This is a genomic window from Microbispora sp. NPDC004025, assembly GCF_053604425.1.
In genome coordinates this window covers 72959-86622 of sequence record NZ_JBSGHN010000001.1, presented here as the reverse complement: position 1 = coordinate 86622, position 13664 = coordinate 72959, and the positions used below count along the sequence as shown (strand labels likewise).

The window sequence follows — 13664 nt, the reverse complement described above, 5'->3', positions numbered from 1 at the left end:
GAGGCGCCGCCGCGGCGAGAGCCGTGACGGGCGTACGCGTGGCCGGGCCGCGACGAGCGGGCGGCCCGCATGCCGCGGGGACGCGAGAGGCCGCGCGACGCACGACGGCGCCGGCGCGGCCTCCAGTGGCACGGTCAGGCGATGGCGAAGCCGAAGTCCTTGTCGGAGTAGGGCCCGATCACCGCGAGCGTCAGCGGCCGGTTGAGGATGTCCTCGGCGATCGCGGTGATCTCTTCGGGGGTGACCCCCTCGATCCGCGCGAGCACCTCGTCGACCGTCATGAGGCGCTCGTACACGAGCTCGCTCTTGCCGATCCTGGACATGCGCGATCCGGTGTCCTCCAGGCCGAGAACCAGTCCGCCGCGCATCTGGCCCTTGCCGCGGGCGATCTCCTCGGAGGAGATGCCCTCGGCCACGACCCTGGCCACCTCGTCGCGGCAGATCTTGAGCACGTCGTCCACCTTCGAGGGCAGGCAGCCCACGTAGATGCCGAACTGCCCGGTGTCGGCGTACTGGGAGGTGTAGCTGTAGGCGCTGTAGGCCAGGCCACGCTTCTCCCGGATCTCCTGGAACAGACGCGACGACATGCCGCCGCCGAGCGCCGCGTTCAGGACGCCGAGGGCGAAGCGCCGGTCGTCGTTGCGGTCCACGGCGGTCATGCCCAGCACCAGGTTGGCCTGCTCGGTGGGCCGATCGAGCACCCGGACACCGCTGCGGACGTCCACGCCGGGACCGCCTAGACGTGGGGGCGCGGGCGCGGCGGAGCCGCCCAGGGCGCCCGCCCGCTCGTACGCCGCCGCGACCAGCGCGACCACCCGCTCGTGGTCGATGTTGCCCGCCACCGACACGACCGTGCGAGGCGGGACGTAGAACCGCTGGTAGTACTCGTGGATGCGGTCACGGGTGAGCGCGTTGATCGACTCCTCGTTGCCGAGGATCGGGCGGCCCACCGGCGTGTCGCCGTACAGCTCGGCGGAGAACTGCTCGTGCACCACGTCCGAGGGATCGTCGTCGTGCATGGCGATCTCCTCCAGGATCACGCCGCGCTCCGACTCCACGTCCTCCTCGGTGATCAGCGAGGAGGTCACCACGTCGGCGAGCACGTCGATCGCCAGCGGCAGGTCCTCGTCGAGCACCCGGGCGTAGTAGCAGGTGTACTCCTTGGCGGTGAACGCGTTGATCTCACCGCCGATGCCCTCGATGGACGCCGAGATCTCCATGGCGTCGCGCGTGGGCGTGCCCTTGAAGAGCAGGTGCTCCAGGAAGTGGGTGGCCCCCATGTGCTCGGGGGCCTCGTCACGCGAACCGATGCCCACCCACAGGCCGACCGCCACGCTTCGCACGGTCGGCATCGTCTCGGTCACGACCCGGAGGCCGCCGGGAAGGACGGTGCGGCGGATGACCCCCGCACCGTCCTTGCCCGGGAACAGCGTCTCGGTCGTCACGAGTTGCGCTCGTCACGTCCGCCACGGGTGCGGCTGCGGCTGCGGCGCGGCGTCCGCGGCTGCTCCTCCTCCGCCGGAGCGTCGGCGGCCTCGGCCGGCGCGGGCGGGGCCTCGCCGTTCTCGGCCGCGGCCTCCTTCTCGGCGGCCTCCTTCTCGACCACCTCGACCGGCACCAGCGAGAGCTTGCCGCGCGAGTCGATCTCGGCGATCTCCACCTGGATCTTCTCGCCGACGTTCATGACGTCCTCGACGTTCTCGATCCGCCGGCCGCCGTGCAGCTTGCGGATCTGCGAGACGTGCAGCAGGCCGTCCTTGCCCGGCAGCAGCGAGACGAACGCGCCGAAGGCGGCGATCTTGACGACCGTGCCCAGGTAACGCTCGCCGACCTCCGGCATGTGCGGGTTCGCGATGCCGTTGATCAGCGTACGGGCGGCCTCGGCGGACGGGCCGTCGGTGGCGCCGATGTAGATCGTGCCGTCGTCCTCGATGGTGATCTCGGCACCCGTGTCGTCCTGGATCTGGTTGATCATCTTGCCCTTGGGGCCGATGACCTCGCCGATCTTGTCGACCGGCACCTTGATCGTGATGATGCGCGGCGCGGTCGGGTTCATCTCCGCCGGAGAGTCGATGGCCTCCTGCATCACGTCGAGGATCGCCAGCCGGGCGCCGCGCGCCTGCTTCAGCGCGGCGGCGAGCACGTGGGCCGGGATGCCGTCCAGCTTGGTGTCGAGCTGGAGTGCGGTGATCAGGTCCTTGGTGCCGGCGACCTTGAAGTCCATGTCGCCCATGGCGTCCTCGGCGCCGAGGATGTCGGTCAGCGTGACGTAGGTGTCACCCTCGCCGATGAGGCCCATCGCGATGCCGGCGACCATCTCCTTGAGCGGCACGCCCGCGTCGAGCAGGGCCATCGTGGAGGCGCAGACCGACCCCATGGAGGTCGAGCCGTTCGACCCGAGCGCCTCCGACACCTGCCGGATGGCGTACGGGAACTCCTCGCGCGACGGCAGCACCGGGATCAGCGCCCGCTCGGCCAGCGCGCCGTGGCCGATCTCGCGGCGCTTCGGCGAGCCCACGCGGCCCGTCTCGCCGGTGGAGTACGGCGGGAAGTTGTAGTTGTGCATGTAGCGCTTGGTCCGCTCAGGGTTGAGCGTGTCGATCATCTGCTCCATGCGCAGCATGTTCAGCGTCGTGATGCCGAGGATCTGCGTCTCACCCCGCTCGAACAGGGCCGACCCGTGCACCCGCGGCACCACGTGGACCTCGGCGTTGAGCTGCCGGATGTCCTTCGGGCCACGGCCGTCGATGCGGACGCCCTCGCTGATGACGCGCTCGCGCATCAGCTTCTTGGTGAGCGACCGGAACGCGGCGCCGATCTCCTTCTCGCGGCCCTCGAAGTCCGGCAGCAGCTTCTCGGCCGCCAGCAGCTTGACGCGGTCGATCTCCAGCTCGCGCTCCTGCTTGCCGGCGATCGTCAGCGCGGAGGCGAGCTCGCTCTTGACCGCGGCGGTGACGGCCTCCAGGGCGTCGTCCTGGTAGTCGAGGAAGATCGGGTACTCGGCGGTCGGCTTGGCCGCGACCTCGGCCAGCTTCGACTGCGCCTCGCAGAGCACCTTGATGAACGGCTTGGCGGCCTCCAGGCCCTGGGCCACGGCCTCCTCGGTCGGGGCCACCGCGCCCTCGGCGACCAGCTTGAGCGTGTCGCGGGTCGACTCGGCCTCGACCATCATGATCGCGACGTCGCCGTCGGCCAGGACGCGCCCGGCGACGACCATGTCGAACGTGGCGCGCTCGAGCTCGGTGTGGGTCGGGAACGCCACCCACTGGCCGTCGATCAGCGCGACGCGGACGCCGCCGATCGGGCCGGAGAACGGCAGCCCGGCGAGCTGCGTGGACATGCTCGCGGCGTTGATCGCGATCACGTCGTACAGGTGCTCGGGGTGCAGGGCCATGACCGTCGCGACGATCTGGATCTCGTTGCGCAGGCCCTTCACGAACGACGGGCGCAGCGGCCGGTCGATGAGGCGGCAGGTGAGGATCGCGTCCTCGGACGGCCTGCCCTCCCGGCGGAAGAACGAGCCGGGAATGCGCCCGGCCGCGTACATCCGCTCCTCGACGTCGACCGTGAGCGGGAAGAAGTCCAGGTTCTCCTTGGGATGCTTCGACGCGGTGGTCGCGGACAGGATCATCGTCTCGTCGTCCAGGTACGCGACGGCGCTTCCCGCCGCCTGCCGGGCGAGCCGCCCGGTCTCGAACCTGATCGTGCGCGTGCCGAAGGGACCGTTGTCGATGACGGCCTCTGTGCTGTGGACACCCTCCACGGGGGACCTCCTCTTTCGGGTCGGTCTCCCGCGTCCTCGGTTGCCGGGCTCCCCGTTCAGGTGCAGTGCCGGTCTTCGATCGAAGCGCCCGGTCCGTACAAACGGCTGTCGCCGTGCCGACCGGGGGCCACTACCGAGGACCGGCCCTCTCACGCCGCGGGATCGCGCTGCGGCTTGCTTGCGGACGCGGGGCAGTTGGTCTCGGCTATTCAGTTGTTCGCTCAGGCCATTGTGGCCCGTTATGGAAAAGGAGCGGCGAAGAATCGCCGCTCCTTCCTCACCTTATCGGCGAAGGCCCAGCCGCTCAATGAGGGAGCGGTAGCGGGTGATGTCCTTGGCCTGCAGGTACTTCAGCAGCCGGCGACGGCGGCCCACCAGCAGAAGCAGACCACGACGGCTGTGGTGGTCGTGCTTGTGCGTCTTCAGGTGCTCGGTGAGGTCGCTGATCCGCTTGCTCAGAAGCGCGATCTGGACCTCCGGCGACCCGGTGTCACCCTCGCTGGTGCCGTACTCGCCGATGATGGACTTGGTGGTAGCGGCGTCAAGCGACACTGCTTCTCCGTTCTGGTGAAGTGGCACGCGCAACGGTTCCCAGCCCGCGAACGACCGTGCGTGCCTACAGTCGCCGTGACAGGACAGCCGGGTGGCTAACGCCACCTGAACATGGCTGACATACAACCCTACCAGCCCGTAGGACACGCCGCGTCACGCCGGCCCTTCAGGACGTGAGCTCCCGGGCCCGGGCCACGTCGGCGTGCATCTGCTCGATCAGCGCCTCGATCGAGTCGAACCGCAGCGTGTCGCGCAGCCGCTCGCCGAAGTCCACCGCCACGTGCGCGCCGTACAGGTCCAGGTCGTCGCGGTCCAGCGCGTACGCCTCGACCGTGCGCTCCACTCCGTCGAACGTGGGGTTGGTCCCGATCGAAATCGCGGCCGGCCAGCGCTCCCCCTCGTACGGCGAGGGGCTCTGCACGCACTGCAGCCACCCGGCGTAGACGCCCTCGGCGGGGATGGCCGTGTGCTGCGGCGATTCGACGTTGGCGGTGGGGAAGCCGAGCGCCCGGCCGCGCTGGTGACCGCGGACCACCACGCCCTCCACTCGGTGCGGACGGTCCAGCAGGGCGGCCGCGCCCGCGACGTCGCCGGTGGCCAGCCGCTCCCGGATCAACGTGGAGGAGATGGCGTCGCCGTCGCTGACCAGAGGCACTCCCTCGGCCGTGAAGTCGTACTTCTCCCCCAGCGTCCGCAGCGTCTCCAGATCGCCCGACGCCTTGTGGCCGAAGCGGAAGTTCTCCCCCACCACGACCCCCGCCGCGTGCAGCCGGTCGACCAGAGCCGTCTGGACGAACTCGTCCGGCGACATCCGGGAGAACTCCAGCGTGAACGGCAGCACGCACACCGCGTCCACGCCGAGCGCGAAGAGCAGCTCGGCCCGGCGGGCGGTGGTGGTGAGCCGCGGCGGGTGGCTCCCCGGCCGTACGACTTCGTCGGGATGCGGGTCGAAGGTGACGGCCACGGCCGGCAGCCCCAGATCGCGGGCCATGTCCACCGCGCGGGCCACCATCCGCTGGTGACCGAGATGCACGCCGTCGAACACGCCGATCGTGACGACGGACCTGCCCCAGTCCTGGGGGACCTCGTCCAGCCCGTGCCAGCTCTGCACCTCGACCTCGCTTCTGTGTTCATCTGCCGCGCCTCCGGCACGGCGCCTGAGTCGCCTCGCGTGGGAAGCGCGCAGTAGACAAGACTGCCATGCCCCAGGGGGTGCCGGGGAACCAGGGTGCCGGGGAACCAGCCCCGGCGTCAGGAGGCGAAGACCACCAGGGGCCGGGCCGTCCCGCCGCGCTCCTCGGCGAGCGCGAGCAGCGCTCCGTCCGGCCCGAAGACGCCGATCGGGCCGGGCCCGAGGCCCGCCGCGCGCAGCCTGCCGCCGTGCGCGACCAGCCGCGCCTCGTCCTCGCCCACGTCCCTGCGGGGGAAGGCCGCCGCCACCGCGTCGGCCATGGGCATGATCACGCACTCCCGGGCGAGGTCCTCGATCGTGCGGGCCGCCTCGATGCCGTACGGCCCGACCCGGGTGCGGCGCAGCCGGGTGAGGTGGCCGCCGACGCCGAGCGACGCGCCGAGGTCGCGGGCCAGCGCCCGGATGTAGGTGCCGCTGGAGCAGGTGATCACGGCGTCCAGGTCCACCGTCTCCGGGGTCCGCCTGATCTCCCCGGCCTCGAACGCGTGGATCGTGACCGGCCGGGCGGCCAGCTCGACCTCCTCGCCGGCGCGGGCCCGCTTGTAGGCCCGCTGACCGTCCACCTTGATGGCGCTCACCTGCGGCGGGACCTGCATGATCTCACCGGTGAGCGCGGCGACGCCCTTGCGCACCTGCTCGTCGGTCACGTGCCCCGCCGGGGTGGTGGCGATCACCTCGCCCTCGGCGTCGTCGGTGTTCGTCGTCACGCCGAGGCGGATCGTCGCCTCGTAGACCTTCTCGGTCAGCGCGAGGTGCCCGAGGAGGCGGGTCGCCTTCTCCACCCCGATCACCAGCACGCCGGTGGCCATCGGGTCGAGCGTGCCCGCGTGGCCGACCTTGCGGGTGCCCGCGACGCCGCGCATCTTGCCCACCACGTCGTGCGACGTCCAGTCGGACGGCTTGTCCACGATGATCAGACCGCTCGGCGGAGGAGTTCTTCTGTTCTGTGTCCTTCTTGGCTGGGCCGGGCTCACGGCCGGCTCCCTTCCGGAGCGAGGTGGGGACGCAGGGCGGCCAGCGTGTCCGCCACCGACAGCGCCGAGGAGAATCCGGCGGCACGCGGGTGGCCGCCGCCGCCGAGCGCGGCGCAGGCCCGCGCCACGTCCACCGCGCCCTTCGATCGGGTCGAGACGTTCCAGCCGCCCTCGTCGTCCTCCTTGAGGACGACCGCGACCTCCGCCTCGTCGACGCGGCGCACGACGTCGATCACGCCTTCCACCTCGTCGTACGGCAGGCCCTCCGCGGCGCGGTCGGCGCGGCTCACGTAGGTCCACACCAGCCCAAGGCCGCCCGCGGCGTCCGGCTCCAGAGCGGCCCGCCCGAGCGCCGTGCCGAGCACCCGCAGGTACGCGAACGGGGAGCGGTCCCACAGCTCCCTGGCGATCTCCTCAGGGCGCAGTCCCGTGGCCAGCAACCGCCCGGCCATGGCGTGGGCGGCCGGAGTGGTGATGGAGTGCCGGAAGGAGCCGGTGTCGGTCACCAGGCCGGCGTACAGGCAGGTGGCGACCTCCCGGTCCACCGTGAGCCCGAGCCGGCGGATGAGCTCCTCGACGACCATCGTGGTCGAGGCCGCCGCGGGATCCACGAGGTGGACCGTCCCGAAGCGGGTGTTCGACACGTGGTGGTCGATCACGACGAGTTCGCCGGCCTTGCCCGCGTGGGGCGCGAGCAGGCCCAGCCGCTCCATCGTGGAGGCGTCGAAGGTGACCATCAGGTCGGGCTCGGCGGGGTAGGCCGACGGCTCCACCAGCAGCCGCTGCCCGGGCAGGAACCGCAGCAGCCGGGGCACCGCGAAGGCCCGGTCGCCGAAGGACGCCACGACCTTCTTCCCGGTGTGCGCGAGCGCCAGCCCCAGACCGAGCATCGAGCCGAGGGCGTCCCCGTCCGGGGACACGTGGCAGGCCAAGGCCAGGGAGCCGGCGGCGTCGATCAGATCGGCCGCCCGCCGCCAGTCCGTCTCGCCGATCGCCGTCTCGTCGATCGCGGTCACCGCGCGGGGCGTCCCGCCCGGTCGGAGGGCTCGTCCTCGCCCTCCTCCTCGGCCGCCTCGGCGTCGAGGTCCTCCTCGAAGCGGTAGGGGTCGGCGTCCCCGGCGAACTTCGCGCCCTCCGCCTGGCGGGCGACCTCGGCGTCCTTGGCCTTGGCGAGCGCGAACAGGTCGTCCATGTGACGCGCGTTGTCGGGGAGGGGGTCGTGCACGAACGTGAGACCGGGGGTGTGCCGCAGGCCGGTCTGCCGGCCGACCTCGGACCGGATGATGCCCTTCGCGCTCTCCAGGGCGGCGGCCGTGTCGGCCCGCTCCGCCTCGGAGCCGAACACCGTGTAGTAGACGGTCGCGTCGCTCAGGTCCGCGGTGACCTTCGCGTCGGTCACCGTCACGAACCCCAGCCGCGGATCCTTGATCCGCCGCTCCAGCATCTCCGCGACCACCTGCTGGATGCGGTCGGCCAGCTTTCTGGCACGCGCTGCGTCCATGCTCACGCTCCCTCGTATCTGTACGGCTGACGCGCGGGCCGGGCCGTCTATTCCTCGTGGTCGTTGAAGAGCCGCCGTCGCGCGGACAGCAACTCGATCTCGGGGTGGTAGGCGACCAGGCGTTCGCAGGCGTCCAGCACCTCGTCGCAGTTGGCCGCGGACGCCGACACGACGGCCACGCCGATCTCGGCGCGCCGGTGAAGGTCGAGATGCCCCGCCTCCGCGACGGCGATGGCGGGGTACTTGCGCTGGATCTCGGCGATGAGCGGCCGGACCAGCGAGCGCTTCTGCTTCAGCGAACGGACGTCGCCCAGCAGGATGTCCAGAGTAAGAGCACCGATGAACATGGGTTGTCACCACGTCCCGAACGCCGGGCCGCCGCCCCCGCACGTGGCGGAGGCGGCGGCACGATGCGTCAGACGCGCGGCTTCTCCTGCATCTCGAACGTCTCGATGACGTCGTCGATCTTGATGTCGCTGTAGCCGACACCGATACCGCACTCGAAGCCCTCGCGGACCTCGGTCGCGTCGTCCTTGAAGCGGCGCAGCGACGAGACGGTGAGGTTGTCGGCCACCACGACGCCGTCGCGGATGAGCCGGGCCTTGCTGTTGCGGGTGATCACGCCCGAGCGGACGATCGAACCGGCGACATTGCCGATCTTCGGAACCTTGAAGACCTCGCGGATCTCCGCGGTGCCGGTCCTGACCTCCTCGAACTCCGGCTTGAGCATGCCCTTGAGGGCCGCCTCGATCTCCTCGATCGCCTGGTAGATGACCGAGTAGTACCGGATGTCCACGCCCTCGCGCTCGGCCAGGTCCCGCGCCCGTACCTCGGGCCGGACGTTGAAGCCGATGATGACGGCGTTGTCGTCGCCCATCGCCAGGTTGACGTCGTGCTCGGTGATGGCGCCGACCGCGCGGTGGAGCACCCGCAGGCGCACCTCGTCGCCGACGTCGATCTTGAGCAGCGCGTCCTCCAGGGCCTCGACGGAACCGGAGACGTCACCCTTGATGATGAGCTTGAGCTCGTCGACCTGACCCTTCTCGAGGTCCTTGAACAGCTCCTCGAGAGTGCGGCGGCGGCCGGACTTCGCCATGTCGGCGATCCGCTGCCTGGCCGCCCGCTGCTGGGCGATCTGGCGGGCCATCCGGTCGTCGGTGACGACGATGAAGTTGTCACCGGCGCGCGGGACGGCCGTCAGACCGAGGACCAGGACCGGACGCGACGGGTCGGCCTCTTCGACCGTCTCGCCGTTGTCGTCCAGCATGGCGCGGACGCGGCCGAACGCCTCACCACAGACGATCGAGTCGCCCACCCGGAGCGTGCCGCGCTGCACGAGCACGGTCGCGACCGGGCCGCGGCCCTTGTCGAGGTGCGCCTCGATCGCGAGGCCCTGGGCGTCCATTTCCGGGTTGGCCCGCAGGTCCAGCTCGGCGTCGGCGGTCAGCAGGATGGCCTCGAGCAGGTTGTCGATGCCCAGGCTCTGCTTGGCGGAGATGTCGACGAAGAGGGTGGAGCCACCGAACTCCTCGGCCACCAGGCCGTACTCGGTGAGCTGGGCCCGCACCTTGGTCGGGTCCGCGCCCTCCTTGTCGATCTTGTTGACCGCCACCACGACCGGGACGTTCGCCGCCTGAGCGTGGTTGAGCGCCTCGATGGTCTGCGGCTTCACACCGTCGTCGGCCGCGACCACCAGCACCGCGATGTCGGTGGCCTGCGCACCGCGGGCACGCATGGCGGTGAACGCCTCGTGACCCGGGGTGTCGATGAAGGTGATCTTCCGCGGCTCGCCCTCGTGCGTCGTGCCCACCTGGTAGGCGCCGATGTGCTGGGTGATGCCGCCGGCCTCGCGGGCCACCACGTTGGTGTGGCGGATCGCGTCGAGCAGCTTCGTCTTACCGTGGTCGACGTGACCCATGACGGTCACGACCGGCGGACGCGGCGCGAGGTCGGCCTCGTCGCCCTCGTCCTCGCCGAACTCGATCTTGAAGGACTCGAGGAGCTCGCGGTCCTCCTCCTCCGGGCTGACGACCTGGACGTCGTAGTCCAGTTCGGCGCCGAGCAGCTGCAGGGTCTCCTCGTTGACCGACTGCGTCGCCGTCACCATCTCGCCGAGGTGCAGCATGATCTGCACCAGCGACGCGGGGTTGGCGCCGATCCGGTCGGCGAAGTCCGACAGGGACGCGCCCCGCGGAAGACGGATGGTCTGACCACCGCCGCGCGGAACCTGCACGCCACCGATCGCCGGGGCCTGCATGTTGTCGAACTCCTGGCGCCTCTGGCGCTTGGACTTGCGGCCACGGGTCGGACGGCCGCCAGGACGCCCGAACGCGCCCGCCGTGCCGCCACCGCGGCCACGGCCGCCGCCGCCACCCGGACGGCCGGCGAAGCCGCCGCCGCCACCACCCGGACCGCCGCCGGGACCACCGGGGCGACCGGCACCCGTGGCGCCACCGGGACGCGGACCGCCGAAGCCACCGGGACGACCGCCGCCGCCACCCGGACGGCCACCGCCGCCGGGACCACCGGGACGGCCACCGCCGCCGGGACCACCGGGACGGCCACCGCCGCCCGGCGCGGCCGGACGACCCTGCGGCATCATCATCGGGTTCGGACGCGGACCGCCTGGACGCGGGCCACCGGCGCCGGGGCCGGGGCGCGGACCGCCCATGCCCGGTCCGGGACGCGGGCCCGCGGGCCCGGGACGCGGACCGCCGGCGCCCGGAGCGCCGGAACGCGCGGCCGGCGGACGCGGCATGGCGCCGTCCCGGCCGCCGTCACGGCGCGGCTCGCGCGGACCGTCCGCACGCTCGGGACGGTCACCGCGGTCGGGACGACCGCCGTCACGACCGCCCGGACGCGCGGGGCGCTGGCCCATGCCGCTGGCGTTCGAGGAGAACGGGTTGTTGCCCGGACGCGGGCCGCGCGGGCCCGGCTTGGGCCCGCCGGGGCGCGGAGCGCCGCCGGTGGGTGCGCCGGGACCGGCGGGTGCGCCACCCGGGCGCGGGGCCGAGGCCGGCCTGGGACCGGGCTTCGGCGCGCCGGCGCCGGGAGCACCCGGCCTGGGGCCCGCGGCCGCCGGACGCGGGGCATCCGGACGCGGGGCATCCGGACGCTGGACCTCCGGACGCGGCGTCTGCGGACGGGCGGCCTCGGGGCGCGCCACGTCCGGCTGGGACACCGGCGGGTGAGGCATCGGGACCGGACGCGGAGCGGGCCGCGGGCCGGGCTTCGGGCCCGGCTTGGCCACCGCGCCGGTGGACTGGGAAACGGGCGCCTGCGGGGCGCCCCCGTTGGCCTGGCTCTCAGCCGGCCTCGGCGCAGGCTTCGGCTGCGCCGGACGGGCGGGCCTACCCCCGCCCTTGGAGGCGTCACCCTTGAACGCCTCAGTCAATTTGCGGACGACCGGCGCCTCTATCGTCGAGGATGCCGACCTCACGAACTCGCCCATTTCGGTGAGCTTGGCCATGACGACCTTGCTCTCGACCCCGAACTCCTTGGCGAGCTCGTATACGCGGACCTTCGCCACTGCACTCCCTAACTCGGCCCGGGAGGCTTGCAGTGCCGCCGGACCGTCGCTACCTGAACGTACTCATCGCCGCGTGCTCATCAGGCGCTCATAGCAATCTGACTCCGCCCATCAACTCGGCGTCCTACATGACAATTTCGTCGTGCCCTGGCTCCCGGAGCCGATACCGAGGGCCAGCGGTAACCATTCACCCGGACCGCCCCGGCGTCAACCCCTCCACGTGAGCCCGCAAGAGCGACGTGTCAAGCGGCCCCTCCACGCGGAACGCGCGAGGGAACGCCCGGCGACGCTCGGCGAGCTCCAGACAGCGCGGGGACGGGTGCAGCGACGCACCGCGTCCCGGAAGCCGTCCTGCCGTGTCGGGGACGATCACGCCCTCGGCCACGACCAGGCGGAGCAACTCGGACTTTACCGTGCGAACCCGGCAGCCCACACACGTTCTCAGCGGGGCTGCCTGGTAACCATATTCCAGCTTACCTTGCCGACGCATCAGCGGGATCAGCAGGTGCCTGCTCGGTGTCCGGCCGGATGTCGATCCGCCAGCCCGTCAGACGGTTGGCGAGGCGGGCGTTCTGCCCTTCCTTGCCGATCGCCAGGGACAACTGGTAGTCGGGCACGATCACCCGCGCGGTGCGGCTGTCGGCGTCGACCACCTCGACACGGGAAACACGCGCGGGCGACAGGGCATTCCCGACGAACTCCGCCGGATCCTCCGACCAGTCGATGATGTCGATCTTCTCGCCGTGCAGCTCCGTCATGACGTTGCGCACGCGCGAGCCCATCGGGCCGATGCAGGCGCCCTTGGCGTTGACGCCGGGCTTGCGCGACCTCACCGCGATCTTGGTGCGGTGGCCGGCCTCGCGCGCGATGGCCGCGATCTCCACCGTGCCGTCGGCGATCTCCGGGACCTCCAGCGCGAAGAGCTTCTTCACGAGGTTGGGATGAGTGCGCGACAGGGTGACCGACGGGCCCTTGGGCCCCTTCTTCACCTGCACGACGTAGCAGCGGATGCGCTCGCCGTGCGCGTACTCCTCGCCCGGGACCTGCTCGTTGTGCGGCAGGATCGCCTCGATCTTGCCGAGGTCGACCAGCACCACCCGCGGGTCCTTGCCCTGCTGGATGACGCCCGCGACGAGCTCGCCCTCGCGGCTGGCGAACTCGCCGAAGTTGATCTCGTCCTCGGCGTCGCGCAGCTGCTGCAGGATCACCTGCTTGGCCGTGGTGGCGGCGATCCGGCTGAAGTTGGACGGGGTGTCGTCGTACTCCCGCACGACGTCGCCGTTCTCGTCCAGCTCGGCCGCCCAGATGATCACGTGGCCCGTGTCGCGGTCCAGCTCGGCGCGCGCCTTCTGCGCCGCGCCCTCCGTCCGGAAGTACGCGATGAGCAACGCGTCCTCGATCGCCTTGACGACCAGGTCGAAGGAGATGTCCTTCTCCCGCTCCAGGCTGCGCAGGACGCTCATGTCAATGTCCACAAGGCTCCCCCTAGCCCTCGTCGTCGGCGTCGTCGATGTCTTCGTCGACATCGAGGTCCTCGTCAAGTTCGTCGTCGAGCCCGGCGTCGCGCCGGTTGAACTCGACCTGCACCCGGCCGCGCACCAGCTCGCCGTACGCGAGGCGGCGCGTGCCGTCCAGCTCCACGCCGGTCTCGTCGGCCTCGGTCACGCGGCCCTCCGCGGAGGTGCCGTCCCGCAGCTCCGCCTTCACCAGCCGCCCGCGCGCCCGGCGCCAGTGGCGCGGCTCGGTGAGCGGCCTGTCGACGCCGGGAGAGGTGACCTCGAGGACGTACGGGCTGCCGCCGAGCACGTCCACCTCGTCCAGCCGCTTGGAGACCGACTGACTCACGTCGGCCACGTCGTCCAGGCTCACGCCGCCGTCCCGGTCCACCACGACGCGCACCAGCCGCCGGCGGCCCGCCGGTGTGACCGTCACGTCCTCCAGGTCGAAGCCCTCGGCGGCGACCACCGGGCCGAGCAGCTCAACCAGGCGGCCGCGTCGAGCGTCGATGCCCATGCCGACCTCCCAATGACCGTGTGGCTGTGACCGTGTGCCTAGCCCGATGTGCCAACAGCCTATCGACACCGGGAGGTGGAAACAGCGCCACACCCGAGCGGCGCTCCGACACGTGCACGATCATCGTGGTCACCGGGCGA

12 protein-coding genes are annotated in these 13664 nt (G+C 71.4%); all 12 read right to left on the bottom strand.

The features are described from left to right. Positions 1 to 134 precede the first annotated feature (134 nt). A complete protein-coding gene (locus tag ACWEQG_RS00405) occupies positions 135 to 1445 on the bottom strand; it encodes a M16 family metallopeptidase (RefSeq protein WP_452280521.1) in 1311 nt (436 codons plus the stop codon). Continuing rightward, on the bottom strand, positions 1442 to 3763 hold the full coding sequence (locus tag ACWEQG_RS00400; RefSeq protein WP_452280520.1) for a polyribonucleotide nucleotidyltransferase: 2322 nt from the start codon (positions 3761 to 3763) through the stop codon (positions 1442 to 1444). Before ACWEQG_RS00400 ends, ACWEQG_RS00405 begins: the two co-directional genes overlap by 4 nt. A 282-nt stretch (positions 3764 to 4045) precedes the next feature. After that, positions 4046 to 4315, bottom strand: a complete 270-nt coding sequence (gene rpsO / locus ACWEQG_RS00395) for a 30S ribosomal protein S15 (RefSeq protein WP_030510715.1) — start codon at positions 4313 to 4315, stop codon at positions 4046 to 4048. A gap of 166 nt (positions 4316 to 4481) precedes the next feature. Next, positions 4482 to 5426 carry a bifunctional riboflavin kinase/FAD synthetase gene (locus ACWEQG_RS00390; RefSeq protein WP_363463557.1) on the bottom strand — a complete coding sequence of 315 codons (945 nt, stop codon included), beginning with the start codon at positions 5424 to 5426 and terminating at the stop codon, positions 4482 to 4484. 140 nt (positions 5427 to 5566) lie between these two features. Next, on the bottom strand, positions 5567 to 6481 hold the full coding sequence (gene truB, locus ACWEQG_RS00385; RefSeq protein ID WP_452280519.1) for a tRNA pseudouridine(55) synthase TruB: 915 nt from the start codon (positions 6479 to 6481) through the stop codon (positions 5567 to 5569). Continuing rightward, the gene (locus tag ACWEQG_RS00380) at positions 6478 to 7497 is read right to left on the bottom strand and encodes a DHH family phosphoesterase (RefSeq protein WP_452280518.1); all 1020 of its coding nucleotides are present in this window, start codon (positions 7495 to 7497) and stop codon (positions 6478 to 6480) included. Before ACWEQG_RS00380 ends, truB begins: the two co-directional genes overlap by 4 nt. Next, positions 7494 to 7982, bottom strand: coding sequence for a 30S ribosome-binding factor RbfA (gene rbfA / locus ACWEQG_RS00375; RefSeq protein ID WP_452280517.1), 489 nt, complete (start codon positions 7980 to 7982; stop codon positions 7494 to 7496). Before rbfA ends, ACWEQG_RS00380 begins: the two co-directional genes overlap by 4 nt. A 47-nt stretch (positions 7983 to 8029) precedes the next feature. Next, complete coding sequence (locus tag ACWEQG_RS00370; protein WP_346227619.1) at positions 8030 to 8329, bottom strand: DUF503 domain-containing protein; 300 nt, start codon at positions 8327 to 8329, stop codon at positions 8030 to 8032. Positions 8330 to 8397: 68 nt separating this feature from the next. Continuing rightward, positions 8398 to 11511 carry a translation initiation factor IF-2 gene (gene infB, locus ACWEQG_RS00365; protein WP_452280516.1) on the bottom strand — a complete coding sequence of 1038 codons (3114 nt, stop codon included), beginning with the start codon at positions 11509 to 11511 and terminating at the stop codon, positions 8398 to 8400. A 187-nt stretch (positions 11512 to 11698) separates the two neighbouring features. Next, positions 11699 to 12001, bottom strand: coding sequence for a YlxR family protein (locus ACWEQG_RS00360; protein WP_363467352.1), 303 nt, complete (start codon positions 11999 to 12001; stop codon positions 11699 to 11701). Beyond that, complete coding sequence (gene nusA, locus ACWEQG_RS00355; RefSeq protein ID WP_211591473.1) at positions 11985 to 12974, bottom strand: transcription termination factor NusA; 990 nt, start codon at positions 12972 to 12974, stop codon at positions 11985 to 11987. The genes ACWEQG_RS00360 and nusA overlap by 17 nt, the downstream gene beginning before the upstream one ends. A gap of 22 nt (positions 12975 to 12996) precedes the next feature. Continuing rightward, entirely contained in the window at positions 12997 to 13524 is a 528-nt protein-coding gene (gene rimP / locus ACWEQG_RS00350) for a ribosome maturation factor RimP (RefSeq protein ID WP_363467355.1), read from the bottom strand. Positions 13525 to 13664: the final 140 nt, after the last annotated feature.

What these genes read in the sequence shown, in the direction of transcription:
- rbfA (WP_452280517.1), bottom strand. Translation starts at nt 7,982, where the DNA reads ATGGACGCAGCGCGTGCCAGAAAGCTGGCCGACCGCATCCAGCAGGTG.
- ACWEQG_RS00370 (WP_346227619.1), bottom strand. Translation starts at nt 8,329, where the DNA reads ATGTTCATCGGTGCTCTTACTCTGGACATCCTGCTGGGCGACGTCCGT.
- ACWEQG_RS00360 (WP_363467352.1), bottom strand. Translation starts at nt 12,001, where the DNA reads ATGCGTCGGCAAGGTAAGCTGGAATATGGTTACCAGGCAGCCCCGCTG.
- nusA (WP_211591473.1), bottom strand. Translation starts at nt 12,974, where the DNA reads ATGAGCGTCCTGCGCAGCCTGGAGCGGGAGAAGGACATCTCCTTCGAC.
- rimP (WP_363467355.1), bottom strand. Translation starts at nt 13,524, where the DNA reads ATGGGCATCGACGCTCGACGCGGCCGCCTGGTTGAGCTGCTCGGCCCG.